Below are 18,201 nucleotides of genomic sequence, written 5' to 3' on the forward strand. Positions count from 1 at the left end.
TCAATTGTCAAAGAACAGACATCGCAGACGCGAGGTCGTGGCCCGTACGCTTTTGGCTTCGGGGCCGTTCGAGTGTCGCTCACGCGGCTCTCTTGAATTTCGCAGAGGGCAAATCTAGAAGCGAACTTCTTCGTCGCCAGCGGCGCGCCGCCCTCGTTGGTGAGGCGTATATAGTCGGCAGGCGTCCAAAGTGTCAACAACGATTTCGGTCTTTTTTGAATTTTTTGCGACGAAAGATTGCGGTGCCGATTTTCGCTAGCCGACTTCCGCTGCAGCATGGGGATAACAAAGCCGACCACCACCAAGGAGCCCTATTGCCGCCGCATTGCGGTTTGACACCAAGGCCCAACGAAGCTGGCGCATGCACCACCGGCGCGGCGCCCTTATAAGCGACTGATAAGAGAGCCACTAAGAGAGAAGTATGACTGGGGATCTCGGCCGAAGCCAGGCGCTTCGTTGACTTCGCCCGCCGTGACAGGCAAATGTCATGGCCACAACAAAAGCGACAAGCCGTCCCGCCCGGGGAAGAAGCAGCCTTTCTGGATGCCAGATACGGAAAATGTCATAGCCGAACTCGGCAACGAGCCGCCGCTGATTGCGGACGGTCGCAGTGGCCCGCCCGACCGGCGCGAGGTTTCGGCGCGCTGGCTGTCGGGCACTTTTCTGACTGGCGTGACGTCGAGCGTGCTGATGGGCGTGGCGCTGTTCGCAGCCCTCGACGGCCGCCAGCAATTGGCAACACCGCCCGAGATCGCGGAACTGATCAGCCTTGCAAGGGGCGACGATTCCGGCGAGGTCGCCAAGACCACCAGGCTGGCGGCGCCGCGCCAGATCGCCAAGGCCAAGGACCGCCGGCGCATGGAAGTGTCGATGGTGACCAAGGTCGGCGACCGCGATGTCATCCACACCATGCCTTTCGTGCAGATCAAGATGGCGCTTGCCGCCGGGCACACGACCAGCCGAGCCTATCCGCCTTTCAACCCGATGCAGGTGTTTGGGGACGACCGCGACGGCAATGCCGGTCAGCCGGCGACCGCCGCCGCCGGCCAGATCTATGGCGCCAAGGTCGAAAGCGAGATGAGCCTGAAGACGGTCGATTTCCCGATCGAGAAGGCGGCCTTCGACGAAAAGAGTGACTTGTCCGCCGACGAGGTGGAAAAGGTGGTGCGCCAGGCCGGCACGGGCCTGAGCGACGGCGCCGTGCAGGTCGCGTCGCTGCATTATGTCGACCCGCAGCGATTCGGCGATGCATTCGCCGAGAGCATGGCCGGCTCCTACGACGTCAGGATCGTCCCGGAAAACGTCTCGGTGTCGCCGCGTGCTGCCCCCGATGATCAGGCGCCAGCCTTCGCCGAGGAGATCATCCCCTTCACCAGGGACCGCAACATTGTCGAGGCATTTGCCGATTCGGGCTATACGGGCGAGGACGCCACCGGCATGGCCGAGGCGATCGCCAAATTGCTGAATGCGACAGCGCTCAAGGCGGGAACCGTGCTGCGCGTCGGCCTCGAGGTCCATGGCGACGCCGCCAAGGTCGTTCGCACCGGCATCTACGACAGGGCCCAGCATATCGTCACCATCGCGCTCGATGATCACGGCCAATATGTGCCGGCGCAGGAGCCGGAGCCCAATCCCGAATTGCTGACCGCGTTCGATGATTCGCCGCCGGTTGTCGTGCGCGGCAATCTGCCGAACGTCTATGACGGCATCTACCGCGCCGCCTATTCCTACGGCATGTCCAAGGCGATGACCAAGCGGCTGATCAAGCTCCTGGCGTCCGGTGTCGATTTCCAGTCGCGGCTCAATCCGTCGGACCGCGTCGAGGTGCTGTTCTCGCAGCCGGATGGCGACGACCAGGCATCCGACGAATCCGAGCTGCTCTATGTCTCGGCGACGTTCGGCGGCACGACGCGCAATTTCTATCGGTTTCAGATGCAGGACGGCAGTACCGACTATTTCGACGAGGACGGCCGCAGCGCCCAGCAATTCCTGCTGCGCAATCCCCTGCCCGCAGGAAAATTCCGCTCCGGCTTCGGTGCCCGCAGGCATCCGATCCTCGGCTATGTGCGCATGCATACCGGTGTCGATTGGTCAGCCGCCATCGGCACGCCGATCATCGCTGCCGGCAACGGTGTCGTCGAGAAGGCGGGCTGGGCCGGCGGCTATGGCAAACAGATCATCATCCGCCACGCCAATGGCTACGAAACCTCCTACAATCACCAGAGCGCATTTGCCAAAGGCATCGCGCCGGGCGTGCGCGTCCGCCAAGGCCAGACCATCGGCTTTCTCGGCCAGACCGGCCTTGCCACCGGTCCGCATCTCCACTACGAGCTGATCGTCAACGGCACCAAGGTCGATCCGATGCGTGTTCGCCTGCCGGTCGGCAAGGTGCTGAAGGGCGACGACCTCGTCGCCTTCAAACGCGAGCGCGGGCGCATCGATGATCTGCTCAATCAGGAAGACAGTGATTCGCTGAAGGTCGCGAGCGCCAAGATCGAAGGCTGAGCTGACCTTGAAACCTTCCGGGCTCCTCAGCTCTGCGGAGTCTCAGATACACGCGACCATGGCAGTCGTTCGCCGGAGACGGTCGTCCACGCCACGATCGCCGAGAGCAGACAAAGCAGCGCGGTCGCCAAGGCGACGGCTGCGAAAGCTGCATCGCTGGCGGCAAGCCTTACTGCATCGAGATCCGGTGCCAGGCCCGCCGGCGCCGGTTCGCCGAAACCCGGAATGCCGGATGCGGCACCGCTATTCAGCACTGCCGCATAGACCCAGGCCGCCAGTGACCCCATCGCCGCCACTGCGATCAGGCCGCCAATGCGCGAGACGGCATTGTTGATTCCCGAAGCAGCACCCGTATCCTTGTCCTCGACTGCCGTCATCACCGCCGTCGACAGCGGCGACACGACCAGCGCCATGCCGAGCCCCATCAGCGCCATCAGCGGAAACACTCCCCACCAGAAACTGTGGAGGCCGGCATAGGCCAGCAAGGCAAGCCCGGCAAAGGCGACAGCGACGACGAGACTGCCGCTGGTGATCGGAAAACGCGGGCCGATCCGGTCAGACCACTGGCCGACCAGCCCCGACAACATCGCGATCAAGACCGACAGCGGCAGGAAGATGAAGCCGACCTCAGCCGCGCTCAGCCCCCATCCGGCGATGAGCAGCATCGGCAGATAGAACAGGTTGGCCGACAGTGCGAAATAGAGGAAGAAGGTCGCCACATTGGCGCCGGCGAAGGCGCCGACCCGAAACAGCGAGAGATCGATCATCGGTTCGCGCTGCCGGCGCTCGAAGACAATAAACATGATGAGCAGCAGCGCGCCGGCGGCGATGCTCGGGCCGGACATTTGCGCCTCGCCCTCTGCGCTCATCGAGGTCAAGCCGTAGGCAAGCGCTCCGAACGCCAAGGTGGCGAGGGTAGCGCCGCCGAGATCGAGGCTGCGCTTTTCCGTCGGTGCGTCGGCCGGGACCTTGGCGAGCAGGAGGTAGATCGAGACAAGACCAAGCGGCAGATTGATCGCGAAGATCGCCCGCCAGATGCCGTTGCCGAAGGCCGACAAGACAACGCCGCCCAGCACCGGGCCAAGCGCCGTCGTCAGCGCCGAGGCCGCCGCCCAGATGCCGATCGCCCTGCCGCGCTCCTTCTTGGGATAGGCCTTGGCGATAATGGCGAGGCTGCCCGGCACCATGATGGCAGCACCGATGCCCTGAATGGCGCGAAACGCAATGAGCACCGGCGGGTTCGGCGCCACCGCGCAGGCAAGCGAGGCGGCAATGAACAGCGCGATGCCTGCCACAAAAGCATGCCGCAGGCCAAAACGGTCGCCCGCGGCGCCGCCGACAAGGATGAGTGCCGAAAGCGTCAGCGCATAGGAGTTTGAAATCCACTGCGCCTCGGCGAAACTTGCGCCAAGATCGACGCGGATCGCCGGTGTGGCGATGGCCAGGATCGAACCGTCGATGAAGCCGAGCGCCGAAGCCAGGATCGCCGCGATCAGCACGAAGCTGCGCCGCGATTGCGGGCAAAACGTATCGGCCGGCAGCGGCCTGGCCAGGGGGACGGCTTCGGCGCCGACTTCGCTTGGAGAGCGCATGAAGCCTGCTTAGCCCTCCTATGCGCTGGCAACAACCGGCCAGAGGACTGCTGTCGTTGAAACCAGAACAGGATCGGCGTTTCGATGCCGCCGGACAGCGGCTCCTTCACTTGCGAAGATCATCGGCTGATTCATGCAAGTCGCCCAAAAGCCTGCTCCCGGGTGACCCAGGGGTGCGCTACGATTTGCGAAGGCGCTCAGTCGATGAATTCCACCGTGACGCCCGGCGAGACGATTTTTGCCAGTTCGCGCGCGTCCCAATTGGTCAGCCGCACGCAGCCATGGCTTTCGGTTTTGCCGATCTTGGAGGGGTCAGGCGTGCCGTGAATGCCGTAGGTCGGCTTGTCCAGTGCAATCCAGACCGAGCCGACGGGGCCGTTCGGACCCGGCGGGATGGTCAGGATCTTGTTGTTTTCGCCCTGCTTGAAATTGATGTTCGGATTGTAGGTGTAGTTCGGATCTAACGCGACCCGCGACACCGCATGAGTGCCGGTGGGCGAAGGCGTGTCCGCCGAGCCGATGGTGGCTGGATAGGCCGCGATTAGCTTGCCCGACGCGTCATAGGCGCGGACCTGCTTCTTGCCCTTGTCGGCGATGATGCGCGCCACCGGCTCCGCCACCAGCCTGCCGAAATTGGCGACCTTGATGATCGTGCCTGGACGATTGAAATTGGCTTCCGGGTTGAGCGCCTTCAGATAGTTCTCGTCCATATGGAACCGCTCGGCCAGCGCTTCGGTGACGGAGGTGTAACTCAGCCGGTCGAGCTGCGCCTTCTGGCCGTAGTCTTCCGGCACCGAGGCGACATAGGGGCCGGCCGCATCCTCGGGCGTGATGCTGTAGGAGGCGAAGGCATCGCCGCCGGACTGCTCAAGGGCTGCCTGGATGCCGACCACATCGGTCGACCGAAGATTGCTGCCGGTGATCTCGTTGTAGGCGGCGAGCGCCTTGTCGACATTCGAGCCGAAGCGTCCGTCGACGACGCCGGGCGAAGCGCCGGCGCGGTCGAGCAGCACTTGCAACGCAGCAACATCCTGTCGTGCACCGAGTGAAAGCGACGGATCGGCGACAGTCTTGCCGCCGATCTTTGGCGGCAATGCCGCCTGGTCGCCCGGGGCCGTCGGCTCGACCGGTTCGATCGAAGCCTCGTCGAGCGGCTGGCGCTTGACGGTGCGCGGCTTTATCGGCTGCGGCGCTTCCGGATAATCGTTGCCATAGCTGCCGTCATCCAGCGGCGCTTCGGGAAAAGCTTCCACATAATTGTCGCTGTAGGGATCGTATTCGTCGACCGGCGGTACGACTTCATCGACCGGCGGTACGACGATCAGGCCTTCCTCTTCCAATTGCCTGCGGCGCAAGCGCGCCGTGTCTTCCGGGTCGTCGAGATAATAACGGTCGTCCTCGACCGGTCCGAGATTGCGCAGGCGCTCGCGGCGGAGCGCGCGGCGGTCGAACCTGGTCTGCGGCGGCTGGATGGCGAGGACCTGGCCGGTTTCCGCATCGACGATGACGCGGTTCCCCCTGGCGTCGTAATAGACGTCGAAATCGCCGTTCTGGGCGACCAGCACACCACCGGCATTGGCCGCACGGGCAGATCGCGGCGCGATGTCCTTAGTCGGCGCGGCCATCGCGCTCGAAGAAAGCAGCCCGGCGGCGAGCGCCGAAAGGGTGAAGATCGTGCGAAACATGTTGGCCAAAATCTCCGGTCCGTAATTGCCGCCGCCCGGCGTTGTCTCTTTAGAGCGCCGCGCGTCCCTTCGGACGCGCAAGGACGCTCCAATAGTTAAAATCTTCGCACCAAGTTTTCCGAAAATCGAATTCGATGTTCGGGCCTATGCGGCAGGCGAACCTCTTCGCCAGCAAATCAGTTGCCGACCATAAGGTTCCAACATGAACCGGGCATGAAGATGGCGGATTTCTGGCGATGAGAGCAACATAGCTAGCTGGCGGCGAGTCCCAATTCCTTGCGCGCCTGCTTGGTCAGCTTGAGTACGACAAGGCGATGGCTTTCGCGCAGATAGTCCTTCAGCGCGTCATCATCCATGCTTTGGCTTGTCTGGCGCTGGATCCATTTCATGCCGCGTGACGCAAGATAGGGCGCGGGCCGAAGGCCCGGCTGTTCCTTCAAGATGTCATAAGCGGTGTCGGAGCATTTGAAGGTGACGAACGGCTCCTTGCCCTCACTCCAACCGCCTATCGCAAACACCTTGGCTCCGACCTTCCAGACATGGGCGCCGCCCCACTGGACGACATGGCTCGTCGACGGCAGCGAGGCGCAGAAGCTGTTGTAGTCATCCAGCGTCATCTGCGCCCCGCCGTTGAGTGTTTAATTATGTGGCGGCCTCGAATCAGGCCGCCGCCTCGGTCGCCACGACCGTCGGCTTCGAGCGGAAGTTCAACCGGTCGGAACCTGCGGTGACCTTGACGGTCGAACTGTCGAGGATGTCGCCGAGCAGTATCTTCTCCGCCAGCGGGTCCTGCAGTTCCTTTTGCATCACCCGCTTCAGCGGCCGCGCGCCATAGGCCGGATCGTAGCCCTTGGCCGCCAGCCAGTCGATCGCCTCCTGGTCCAGCGAGAGCGTGATCTTGCGATCGACGAGCAGGTTTTCCAGTCGCTTGAGTTGGATCTCGACGATGCGGCCCATATCCTGCCGGCGCAGCCGGTGGAACAGGATCACTTCATCGACGCGGTTAAGGAACTCCGGCCGGAACGATACCCGCACCACGCTCATCACCTCGTCACGTACGGCATCGACGTCCTGGTTCTCGTTGAGATTGACCAGATATTCGGCGCCGAGGTTCGACGTCATGATGATCAGCGTGTTGCGGAAATCGACCGTGCGGCCCTGCCCGTCGGTCAGGCGGCCGTCGTCGAGCACCTGCAGCAGCACGTTGAACACGTCCGGATGCGCCTTCTCGATCTCGTCGAACAGCACGACCTGGTAGGGCCGGCGCCGCACCGCTTCGGTCAGTGCCCCGCCTTCCTCATAGCCGACATAGCCGGGAGGCGCGCCGATCAGCCGGGCGACCGAGTGTTTCTCCATGAATTCCGACATATCGATGCGCACCATGGCGCTCTCGTCGTCGAACAGGAAGCTGGCGAGCGCCTTGGTCAGCTCGGTCTTGCCAACGCCCGTCGGTCCGAGGAACATGAACGAGCCGATCGGCCGGTTCGGATCCTGCAGGCCGGCGCGGGCACGGCGAACGGCTTTCGACACGGCCTGCACCGCCTCGCCCTGGCCGACGACGCGCTTGCCGATCTCGTCTTCCATGCGCAGCAGCTTATCACGCTCGCCTTGCAGCATCTTGTCGACCGGAATGCCGGTCCAGCGCGACACGATATGGGCAACGTGATCGGGGGTGACTACCTCTTCGACCATGCCGACCTTGCCGTCTTGCGCCTCGGCCTGCGTCAGCTTTTTTTCGAGTTCCGGAATCTTGCCATAGGCAAGCTCGCCGGCGCGCTGGAATTCACCCCTGCGCTGGGCAATGGCGAGCTCGTTTCGCGCCTCGTCGAGCTGTTTCTTCAGGTCGGCCGCGAGCCCGAGCTTCTGCTTCTCGGCCTGCCACTTCGAGGTCAGTTCGGTCGATTCTTCTTCCAGAGCGGAAAGATCCTTTTCGAGGCGGGCGAGCCGGTCCTTTGACGCGTCGTCCTTCTCGACCTTCAGCGCCTCACGCTCGATCTTGAGCTGCATGATGCGGCGGTCGATCTCGTCTAGCGCTTCGGGCTTCGAATCGACCTGCATCCGGAGCCGCGACGCGGCCTCGTCGACAAGGTCGATGGCCTTGTCCGGCAGGAACCGGTCGGCGATATAGCGATTGGACAGCGACGCCGCAGCGACCAGCGCCGAATCCGAGATGCGCACCTTGTGGTGCTGCTCGTATTTTTCCTTCAGGCCGCGCAGAATGGAGACGGTGTCTTCGACGGTCGGTTCATTGACGAAGACCGGCTGGAAGCGGCGGGCAAGGGCGGCGTCCTTCTCGACATGCTTCCGGTATTCGTCGAGCGTCGTCGCGCCCACACAGTGGAGTTCGCCGCGTGCCAGCGCCGGCTTCAACAGGTTCGACGCATCCATGGCGCCATCCGCCTTGCCGGCGCCGACCAGCGTGTGCATCTCATCGATGAACAGGATGATGCCGCCAGCGGCAGCGGTAACTTCCGAAAGGACCGCCTTCAGCCGCTCTTCGAATTCGCCGCGATATTTGGCACCGGCGATCAGCGACCCCATGTCGAGCGCCATCAACTGCTTGTCCTTGAGCGATTCCGGCACGTCGCCGTTGACGATGCGCAACGCCAGCCCTTCGGCGATCGCCGTCTTGCCGACGCCGGGTTCACCGATCAGCACCGGATTGTTCTTGGTGCGGCGCGACAGCACCTGGATGGTGCGGCGGATCTCGTCGTCGCGGCCGATGACCGGGTCGAGCTTGCCGGCGCGGCCGTCGGCGGTCAGGTCGCGCGCGTACTTCTTCAGCGCATCATAGCCCTGCTCGGCGCTCGCCGAATCGGCGGTGCGACCCTTGCGGACGTCGTTGATCACCTGGTTCAGCGCCTGTGGCGTCACGCCGGCCTTGGTGAGGATGTCGGCAGTCTTGGCGGATTTCTCGACCGCCAGCGCCGTCAGCAGCCTCTCGACCGTAACGAAACTGTCGCCGGCCTTCTTGGCCAGTTCCTCGGCGGTCGAGAACACCTTGGCCAGCGGCTGCGCCAGATAGAGCTGGCCGTTGCCGCCTTCCACCTTGGGCATCGCCTCAAGTGCCGTCTCGACGCCAAGCTTGACGTCGCGGACGCTGCCGCCGGCGCGCTCGATCAACGACGCGGCCAAGCCCTCGTCGTCGTCGACGAGCACTTTCAATATATGTTCGGGAGTGAATTGCTGGTGGTTGCGCGAGAGCGCCAAGGTCTGCGCGGACTGGATGAAGCCGCGCACGCGCTCGGAATATTTTTCAAGGTTCATCTCTGTCTCCTTCCGTCACCGGCCCGCTTTGCGGCACCGGATCAGATTGCGGTGACGGACCCGCCCGTTCGAGCCGGGTCCTATTCACGCGAGATATGGGGCGCAAGCCACGGACCCTCAAGACGTCCCAATAATGGTGAATGCATAATATTGCCCGGGTGCGCAAAACAAAAACGGCGGAGATTTCTCTCCGCCGTCCAAGAATGTCTGAAGGCCTTGCTCGATCAGTTGTTGACGTCGATGATGGCAGGCTCGCCACCGGCGTCTTCCGCCGGCGCTGCATTCACGTTATCGGCGCCAGCATTGTCGTTACCGCCATCCACCTGATCAGCGTTGACGCGCGGACGGCGCGGACGCCTGGGGCGGCGGGCAGCGCCGCTTTCGGCGGCTGCTTCGTTCATCTCGGCCTGGACAGCCAGAGCCGCCGGCGAAAAGCTTTCGAACTGCGGCGCGGGTTCGGCCACAGAAACCGGCTCGACCGGAGACACAGTTTCCGCCTGTATGGGTGTCTCGTTCTGTACCGGTGTCTCGTTGCGCCGGCTCTGATCGCCGCGCCGGTTCTGATCGTCGCGTTGTCCGCTCTGCTCGCCGCGCGCACCAAATTCGCCGCGCTGGCCGTTCTGGCCGTAGCCGCCATTGGGGCGACGGTCGCGATGGCGGCCGCCATTGTCGCGCCCACTATTGCCGCGCCCACTATTATCGCGCCCGGTATCGCGCCCACCGGTATCGCGATTGTCGCGGCCGTTTTCCTGGTTGAACGCCAACTCGGCTGGCGTGCCATCGATGACCGGCTGCGGGCCGCCAGCGTGGTTGACCACCGGAGCCGCAGTCTCACCGACATTGCTGTTGCCGGCATTGTCGAACTCATCGCGATCTTCGTCGCCGTCATCGTCGAAATCGTCGCGGTTCTGCTGAGCGCTCTGGATCGGTAACTGCGCCTGTGCGGCAGCGATGATGCGATTGTAGTGCTCGGCGTGCTGGAGATAGTTTTCCGCCATCACCCGGTCGCCGGAGCTTTGCGCGTCACGGGCAAGGGTCGCGTATTTTTCGGCGATCTGCTGAGCCGATCCGCGGATCTTCACATCCGGACCGTTGCTCTCGTAGTTGCGCGTCAGGGGATTTGGGCCCTTGCGGTTATTGTTGTTGTTATTGCCGCCGCCATTGTTGTTGCGACCGCGCATGCGCCTGTTCTGCTGTTGTGGCCTCATTCGACTCTCTTCAATTTTGAATTTTCGAAAACTTTTTCACGAACGGAGGCGCTCATGCAGCCAGCCGTTTCGTCTCTTCACCGGCGTTCGCCCGCATCGATTGCGTTGGCGCCACGTGTCATCCTGTTCCGGTTACATCACTTGTCGGACGATTCCCGCACGAAGCTTGGGCGTCGTTTGCGCAAGAAGGCAGCTATTTCCAAGGAAACCGAATCGCTAAGAGCACTGCCTGCTTCGTCTCATCCGGTTAAGGCGACCCTAGCCGCATTCCCCGGCATTGCCAAGCGCTTTTTTCGCACTGCATCACGGCTTTGTCAGTTCAAAGATCAGAACCCTCTCGTTTCCGCCAAAGTCTCGGAATACCCCCGCCGGCACATAGCCGGCTGCGGAGAATATGCCCGTAACCTCTTTGCGTTGGGTGTGGCCAATCTCGACCGCAATCCTGCCCTCGGCTTCCAAAAAACCTGCCGCCTCGGCGGCGATGATCCTGTAGGGACTCAGACCATCCACGCCGCCATCGAGGGCTTGGCGTGGATCGAAATCGCGGACTTCGTCCTGCAGATTTTCAATGTCTATTGATGCTATATAGGGAGGGTTAGCGGCAATTACATGGTATCGGCCAAAAACTTTTTCGAACCAGTCGGATTTGAGCACCTGGAACCGGTCGGCTAACCCCAATTCCCTGGCATTGCGCATGGCGGTTGCCAGCGCGCCTTGCGAAATATCGACACCGGTAGCCACCGCCGCCGGAACGGCGCTGAGCAGCGCCAGCGCGATGGCGCCGGTGCCGCTGCCGAGATCGAGGATGCGGCATTGGCCTTGCCGTTCCGCTGTCGCCTTCACGAAGGGCAGCACCGCTTCGACCAGCGTTTCGGTGTCCGGTCGCGGCTCAAGCGTTTCCGGTGACAGCGACAGGCGCAAGCCGTAGAATTCGCGATAACCCAGGATGCGATGCACCGGCTCGCCGGCGATCCGCCGCCTCAGGGCTGAATCGATCGCGGCAATCGCGCCGGCATCGACCCTGCATTCGGGATCGGCGATGGCTTGTGTGCGGGTCGTGCCGGAAATATGTTCGACGATCAGCCTTGCATCCAGCGCCGGATCGGCGACTGCGGCCGCGGCAAGGCGTGCCCGCGCCGCTTTCAGCAGTGGCCCTAACGTACCGGGCAGACTGTCAGCCATCGAGGCCGATATCGGCGAGCAGCTTCGACTGGTGGTCGGCAATCAGCGCGTCGATGATCTCGTCGAGTTCGCCCATCATCACCCGGTCGAGCTTATAGAGGGTCAAATTGATGCGATGGTCGGTGACGCGGCCCTGCGGGAAATTATAGGTGCGGATGCGCTCCGAGCGATCGCCCGAACCGACCTGCGATTTGCGCGATTCGGAGCGTTCCTCGTCAGCCTTGCTGCGCTCGAGGTCGTAAAGCCTGGCGCGCAGGATCTGCATGGCTTTCGCCCGGTTCTGGTGCTGCGACTTCTCCGCCTGCACCACCATGATGCCGGTCGGCAGATGGGTGATGCGCACCGCCGAATCGGTGGTGTTGACGTGCTGGCCACCCGAACCCGAGGCGCGCATCGTGTCGATGCGGATGTCTTCGGCCCTGATGTCGATGTCGACCTCTTCCGCTTCGGGCAGCACCGCAACCGTCGCCGCCGAGGTATGGATACGCCCGCCGGCCTCGGTCGCCGGCACGCGCTGCACACGATGCACACCGGACTCGAATTTCAGATGGGCGAAGACCCCCTTGCCCGAAATGGTGGCGATGATTTCCTTGTAGCCGCCGACCTCACCCTCGCTCGCCGACACCGTCTCGAAACGCCAGCCGCGTGCCGCAGCATAGCGTTCGTACATGCGGAACAGGTCGCCAGCAAAGAGAGCCGCCTCGTCGCCGCCGGTGCCGGCGCGGATTTCGAGGATGGCGTTCTTGTCGTCTGCGGCATCCTTGGGCAGAAGCAGGATCTGGATATCCCTCTGCAGCGCCTCAATGCGTTCCCTGACCTCGGGCAGATCAGCCTCGGCCAATGCCCGCATTTCGGCATCGGTGCTTTTGTCGGCGAGCATCGCCTGCAAGTCGGACTGTTCATGCTCGGCGGTACGCAGCTCCCTGATCTTTGCCACCATCTCCTGCATGTCGGCATATTCCGACGCCATCCTGACATAGGCGTCCGCCGCCGGCCCGGCCGACATCTGCGCTTCGAGCATATCGAAACGCTTGACGACTTGATCCATACGGTCGCGGGGCAGGTTGATCATGGCGAAGGTCTACAACGGAATGGAGCGGTCGTCGGCAAAGGCTTGCAGCAGCGCCCGCATCGGCAACCCGTAGGCCGGCGCCATAAGATTGTCGTCGAAGAACGTCTCCAGCTCGGCCAGCGGCAGTTCCGTCAGCATCGCCTTGACTGGACCGATCGAAGCCGGCGACATCGAGATCGACCGGTAGCCAAGGCCGATCAGCGCCATCGCCGAGATCGGCTTGCCCGCCAGTTCGCCGCACAAGGTCACCGGGGTTTGATTGCGCACCCCGGCGTCGGCAATCTGCTTCAGAACGCGCAGGAACGGCGTCGACAGCGCATCGAAACGGTCGGAGAGCTGCGTGTTGCCGCGATCGACCGCCATAACGAACTGGAACAGATCGTTCGAGCCGACCGAGACGAAATCGACGGCCTTCATCAGCTCGTCGAGCTGGAACAGCAGCGACGGCACTTCCAGCATGGCCCCGAGCTTCAGGCTGGTCGGCAGATGATGGGCAAAACGCGACAGATGCCGCACCTCGCGATCGATGATTTCGCGCGCCTGTGCGATCTCGCCGAGCTCCGTCACCATTGGCAGCATCAGCTTCAGTTCACGCCCACCGCAGGCCTTTAGAAGCGCACGGATCTGGGTGCGCAACAGGCCCGGCCGGTCGAGCGTCAGGCGGATGGCGCGCCAGCCGAGCGCCGGGTTCTCTTCCTGGATCGTGTCCTTGAAGTAGGGCAGCACCTTGTCGCCGCCGATATCGATGGTACGGAAGGTCACCGGCTTGCCGCGCGCCGCGTCGAGCACGTCGCGGTAGAGCCGTTCCTGGGCTTCCGCACGCGGAAAGGTCGAGGCGACCATGAATTGTAGCTCGGTGCGGAACAGGCCGATGCCGGCGGCGCCCGCCTCGGCAAGCTGCGGCAGATCGACGGCCAGGCCCGCATTCATTAAAAGGTCGACCTGGACGCCGTCCTTGGTCACCGACGGCTTCTTGCGCAGTTCGCGGTAGACCTCCTGCCGCCGCGCCCGGAAGCGGACCTTTTCGGCATAGGCGGCTTCGAGGTCGGGCTGAGGGCGCAGATGGATCGCGCCTTCTTCGCCGTCGACAATGATGGCGTCGCCGTTTTCCGCCATGGAAACGGCGCCCCTCATCTGGCCCGCGGCCGGTATGCCCATGGCCCGCGCCACGATAACGACGTGGCTGGTCGCCGCGCCGTCCTCGAGCACCAGCCCGCGCAGCTTGTCTCTGGGATAATCGAGCAGTTCGGCAGCCCCCATCGAGCGGGCGACGATGATGGCGTCCTTCGGCAGCGAGGCCGCGACATCGTCCGGCCCCCGCCCCATCAACTGGCGTAGCAACCGATTGGCGAGATCGTCGAAATCGCTCATTCGCTCGCGCAGATACGGATCGGTCATGTGCAACATGCGGGCACGCATGTCGCTCTGCACTTTTTCCACCGCTGCTTCCGCCGTCAGGCCGTTTCGGATCGCCTCTTCCAGCCGGCGCACCCAGCCGCTGTCGTTGGCGAACATGCGATAGGCTTCGAGCACCTGGCGGTGTTCACCCTCGAAGGCGACTTCGCGGCGTTCCAGCATGTCGTCGATGGAGAGCCTGAGCGAGCCGAGGGATGCATCGAGCCGCCTGATCTCCTCATCGCTGTCCTCGTTGAACAGATTGGTGACGACGATGCGCGGCTCGTGCAGCACGACATGACCGAGCCCGACGCCTTCGTTGAAGGACAGGCCGGTAAAGCTCACCGGGCGGCGCAGGTCGAGTTCGAGCCCGGGCCGGGTCAGCCGGGCAAGGTCGCCGGTGGCGATCATCTCGGCGATCACCATCGCCGTCGTTTCCAGCGCCTCGACCTCGTCGTCGCGATAGTGGCGCATGGTCTTGTTCTGGACGACCAGCACACCGAGCGTGCGCCCTGCCCTGAGCACCGGCACGCCGAGGAAGGAATTGTAGATCTCTTCTCCTGTCTCCGGCAGGTAGGCGAAGGCTGGATGTTCCTGCGCGTTGGAGAGATTGAGCGGCCGTGCTGAGGCCGCGATCGTGCCGACGAGGCCTTCCCCCAGCCTGAGCTGCGCCAAATGGACGGCGTTCGGGTTCAGACCCTCGGTGGCATAGAGTTCGAGCACCGAATCGGCGCGCAGCACATAGAGCGAGCACACTTCGGCGACCATATTGGCGGCGATATCGCGCACGATGCGGTCGAGCCGCTCCTGCGGCTCCAGCGGCTCCTGCATGAGCTCGCGGAGCCGTTTCAGCAAAACGCGCGGGCCACTGGCCGTATCACGCATCGCGGCTTGTTCTCCAATGGACATTTTGCCCGCCGCAGTTTCTCCCGCGGCCGGCGCTCACGCAACAACTCAATTAGAGCGTAATGCGTCCAATTGGACGCCAAAGGACGCTCTAAGACTTTCGATCTGCTGCATCGTGCTTTCCGAAATCGACTCCGATTCTCGGGCCGATGCAGTCTGCTACTGCTTATCCAGACCGTAGACGGAATGCAAAGTGCGAACCGCAAGTTCGGTGTAGGGACCGTCGATCAGGATCGAAATTTTGATCTCGGAGGTGGTGATCGCACGGATGTTGATCGCCTTGTCGGCCAGCGCCTTGAAAGCGGTGGCGGCGACGCCCGCATGGCTCCTCATGCCGATGCCGATGACCGAGACCTTCGACATGCCGGCTTCCGACTGCACGACGTCGTAGCCGATCGTGGTCTTCAGCCGCTCGAGCACGGCAAGCGCCTTGTCGACATCGCCGGACGGCACGGTGAAGGTCATGTCGGTGAACTTGCCGTCCTCGGAAATGTTCTGGACGATCATGTCGACATTGATGTTGGCCCCGGCCAGCGGCCCGAAAATGCCGGCGGCAACGCCCGGCCGATCGCCGACACGGCGCAATGAAATCTGCGCTTCGTCCTTGGCATAGGCAATTCCGGTGACGACCTGCTGTTCCACGATCTCTTCCTCGTCGCAAATAAGCGTTCCGGGCGGATTGAGCAAATCCCCCATTCCGGGCGCGTCGGGATCGTCGAAGGACGACCGCACGAAAGTACGCACCCTGTGCACCATGGCAAGCTCGACCGAGCGTACCTGCAGGACCTTGGCGCCGAGAGAGGCCATTTCAAGCATTTCCTCGAAGGAAATCTTGGCCAGCCGCCGCGCTTTCGGCTCGATGCGCGGGTCTGTGGTGTAGACCCCATCGACATCGGTGTAGATGTCGCAGCGGTCGGCCTTGACCGCCGCCGCGATGGCGACAGCACTGGTGTCGGAACCGCCGCGGCCGAGCGTGGCGATGCGATTGTCCGGGCCGATGCCCTGGAAGCCGGCGACCACCGCCACCTGGCCCTCGCCGAAGCGCTTGATCAGGAACGCGCCGTCGATGTCGAGAATGCGCGCCGCGCCATGCGCATTGTCGGTCTTGATCGGGATCTGCCAGCCTTGCCAGGAGCGGGCATGGACGCCCATATTCTGCAGCGCGATCGCCAGCAGGCCGGCGGTCACCTGCTCGCCGGAGGCGACGACGACGTCATATTCGCGCGCATCGTGCATGGGTGAGGCTTCGCGCGTCCACTGCACGAGCTCGTTGGTCTTGCCGGCCATCGCCGAGACGACCACCGCAACCTCATGGCCGGCATCGACCTCGCGTTTGACATGGCGCGCCACATTGCGGATTCGGGCGATGTCGGCGACGGAGGTTCCGCCGAATTTCATCACGATGCGCGCCATGGAAGCGAAATGCCTTTGACTGGGTGCCGGACCGGCGGCCGAATAACGGAAAGGGAGCGCCCGCCTGGGCCGGTCGCCGAATTGGCGGCCTCCTTAGCCAAATGCTACGGGTTTCGCAAGGCGTGCCGCCGCTTGCCCTGGGCGACGAAGGCGACACACGAGCGAAACGCGCGTACCCGCATACCTGTCGCATAGGCGCAACGGGCAACAGTCGAAATTTGCTGCCTTGACATTCGCTGGCTCTCGACCGACTTCCTAACGTTCGAGGAGACCACACGATGCCAGAACCCCGACGATCGACGATCGATGCCGGAGAAGTGGAGCGCTTTTCCGCCCTTGCCGCCGAATGGTGGAATCCGAACGGCAAATTCCGCCCGCTGCACAAGTTCAATCCGATCCGGCTTGCCTATATACGCGACCAGGTGGCGGCGCGCTTCGGCCGCGACCCGCGTGCGGCGCGGCCGTTCGAGGGCCTGCGCTTCCTCGACATCGGCTGCGGCGGCGGGCTGTTGTGCGAGCCGATGGCGCGGCTTGGCGCCGAAGTGGTCGGCGCCGACGCATCGGCCACCAACATCGAAGTGGCCAAGCTGCATGCGGCGGAGGTCGGCGTGACGGTGGATTACCGTGCCACGACGGCGGAGGATCTGGCTGACGCCGGCGAGAAATTCGACGTCATCCTCAACATGGAAGTGGTCGAGCATGTTGCCGACATCGACCTGTTCGTGGCCAAATGCGGCGACATGCTTAAGCCCGGCGGCATCATGTTCGTCGCCACCATCAACCGCACACTGAAGGCCCTGGGCCTGGCCATTATCGGCGCCGAATATGTGCTGCGCTGGTTGCCGCGCGGCACCCACCAGTTCGGCAAGCTGGTGCGGCCAGACGAGCTGGAAAAGGCGCTGACCGGCGCTGGCCTGACCATCATCGACCGCACCGGCGTCACCTACAATCCGCTCGCCGACCGCTGGCAGCGGTCGAAGGATATGGACGTCAACTACATGGTGCTGGCGGAGAAGGCACCCGCCTGAACTTTCTCACCAAACGTCTGAACCTTCTCACGCCGCCACCTTCTCACCCGCCTTTGTGGTGATCTGGCTTTGCGCTTTGGTGGTGATGAACACGCCGGCGATGATGATGGCAGCACCCGCCCAGGTCAGCAATCGATAGTGCTCGCCGAGAAACATAGTGCCGGCAAACAATCCGACCGCAGCCGCGACATAACCGATCTGGCTGAGATAGACCGGGCCGCCGACCGCCTGCAGCCGGAAGAAGAAGACGAACATCGCCGCGGCTGACGCGACCTGCCCGACGACCACCATTGGCACGCCGCCGACCAGGGCGAGCGAACCGCCGCCCTGCAGCGTGAAGATACCGCAAAGAAGCAGCGCAGCCGATGCCAGATGGCTGCCGACGGCAAGCTCGATCGGTCCGGTCCCTTCCGGCCAGTCGACCGTGCGGTAGATGTTGCCGGCGGCAAGGCTGACCGGGATGAGCAGCCCCACCGCCACCCAGAAAAATTCGGCCGGCTGGCCGGCCTCGCCGCGCGTCCCCGCCACCATCACCGCACCAAGGAAGCCGACGGCAATGCCGACGACACCAAGCAGATTGGGGCGCCGAACGCCGAGCAGGATCGAAAACACCAGGGTAACCACTGGCGACAGTGTGAACATGATACCGGTATAGCCGGCGCCGAGATGCGGAATGGCCGAGAACATCAAGAGATTGGGGAATGCATAGGACACCGCCGCGGTGACGACGAAGTAACGCAGCCTGGGCGGGGTGAGCCGGATGCGTTGCCCGCGCAGAAGCAGGGCGCACAAAAGCACACCGCCGGCGCCGAGCGAGATAACGAGGGCCCAGACCATAGCCGAAACGCCGGCCGCCGTGGCGATCTTGCCGAACGGCAGCGTCAGGCCGAGCAGGCCGCCGGTGACGACCAAAAGGCCGGGCGCTGAATCCCAGAGAAATTTCATAGC

Annotated in this window: 12 protein-coding genes and 1 pseudogene; 2 read left to right on the forward strand and 11 right to left on the reverse strand. The window is 63.4% G+C overall.

What is annotated here, in order from left to right; translation table 11 throughout:
* Positions 1–305 (reverse strand): annotated as a pseudogene (locus tag ACWTU8_RS23415) (hypothetical protein); the annotation flags it as partial.
* Between the two features lie 238 nt (positions 306–543).
* Between ACWTU8_RS23415 and ACWTU8_RS23420 the strand changes: the two are divergent.
* A complete protein-coding gene (locus ACWTU8_RS23420; RefSeq protein ID WP_455850038.1) occupies positions 544–2,505 on the forward strand; it encodes a M23 family metallopeptidase in 1,962 nt (653 codons plus the stop codon).
* 26 nt (positions 2,506–2,531) lie between these two features.
* On the opposite strand, the gene ACWTU8_RS23425 is transcribed toward ACWTU8_RS23420, so the two are convergent.
* The 9 genes from ACWTU8_RS23425 to ACWTU8_RS23465 form a co-directional block, all read right to left on the reverse strand.
* Positions 2,532–4,097, reverse strand: coding sequence for an MFS transporter (locus ACWTU8_RS23425; protein WP_455850039.1), 1,566 nt, complete (start codon positions 4,095–4,097; stop codon positions 2,532–2,534).
* Positions 4,098–4,294: 197 nt separating this feature from the next.
* A complete protein-coding gene (locus ACWTU8_RS23430; RefSeq protein WP_455850040.1) occupies positions 4,295–5,782 on the reverse strand; it encodes a L,D-transpeptidase family protein in 1,488 nt (495 codons plus the stop codon).
* Positions 5,783–6,033: 251 nt separating this feature from the next.
* Complete coding sequence (locus ACWTU8_RS23435) at positions 6,034–6,399, reverse strand: MmcQ/YjbR family DNA-binding protein (protein WP_455850041.1); 366 nt, start codon at positions 6,397–6,399, stop codon at positions 6,034–6,036.
* A gap of 43 nt (positions 6,400–6,442) precedes the next feature.
* The gene (gene clpB / locus ACWTU8_RS23440) at positions 6,443–9,049 is read right to left on the reverse strand and encodes an ATP-dependent chaperone ClpB (RefSeq protein WP_455850042.1); all 2,607 of its coding nucleotides are present in this window, start codon (positions 9,047–9,049) and stop codon (positions 6,443–6,445) included.
* A gap of 224 nt (positions 9,050–9,273) precedes the next feature.
* Positions 9,274–10,257, reverse strand: coding sequence for a DUF4167 domain-containing protein (locus tag ACWTU8_RS23445; RefSeq protein WP_455850043.1), 984 nt, complete (start codon positions 10,255–10,257; stop codon positions 9,274–9,276).
* Positions 10,258–10,560: 303 nt separating this feature from the next.
* Positions 10,561–11,439 (reverse strand): peptide chain release factor N(5)-glutamine methyltransferase, encoded by an 879-nt coding sequence (gene prmC / locus ACWTU8_RS23450; protein WP_455850044.1) that lies wholly within the window; start codon positions 11,437–11,439, stop codon positions 10,561–10,563.
* Positions 11,432–12,511: a peptide chain release factor 1 gene (gene prfA, locus ACWTU8_RS23455; RefSeq protein ID WP_455850045.1), complete on the reverse strand. Its 1,080-nt coding sequence runs from the start codon at positions 12,509–12,511 to the stop codon at positions 11,432–11,434. The genes prmC and prfA overlap by 8 nt, the downstream gene beginning before the upstream one ends.
* A gap of 9 nt (positions 12,512–12,520) precedes the next feature.
* The gene (gene ptsP / locus ACWTU8_RS23460; RefSeq protein WP_455839967.1) at positions 12,521–14,791 is read right to left on the reverse strand and encodes a phosphoenolpyruvate--protein phosphotransferase; all 2,271 of its coding nucleotides are present in this window, start codon (positions 14,789–14,791) and stop codon (positions 12,521–12,523) included.
* A 180-nt stretch (positions 14,792–14,971) separates the two neighbouring features.
* Entirely contained in the window at positions 14,972–16,225 is a 1,254-nt protein-coding gene (locus ACWTU8_RS23465; protein WP_455850046.1) for an aspartate kinase, read from the reverse strand.
* Positions 16,226–16,503: 278 nt separating this feature from the next.
* Here ACWTU8_RS23465 and ubiG point away from each other — a divergent pair, with 278 nt between their 5' ends.
* Complete coding sequence (gene ubiG / locus ACWTU8_RS23470) at positions 16,504–17,253, forward strand: bifunctional 2-polyprenyl-6-hydroxyphenol methylase/3-demethylubiquinol 3-O-methyltransferase UbiG (protein ID WP_029348550.1); 750 nt, start codon at positions 16,504–16,506, stop codon at positions 17,251–17,253.
* A 27-nt stretch (positions 17,254–17,280) separates the two neighbouring features.
* On the opposite strand, the gene ACWTU8_RS23475 is transcribed toward ubiG, so the two are convergent.
* Entirely contained in the window at positions 17,281–18,198 is a 918-nt protein-coding gene (locus ACWTU8_RS23475; protein ID WP_455850047.1) for a DMT family transporter, read from the reverse strand.
* Positions 18,199–18,201: the final 3 nt, after the last annotated feature.

The organism is Mesorhizobium sp. BHbdii (assembly GCF_053848045.1).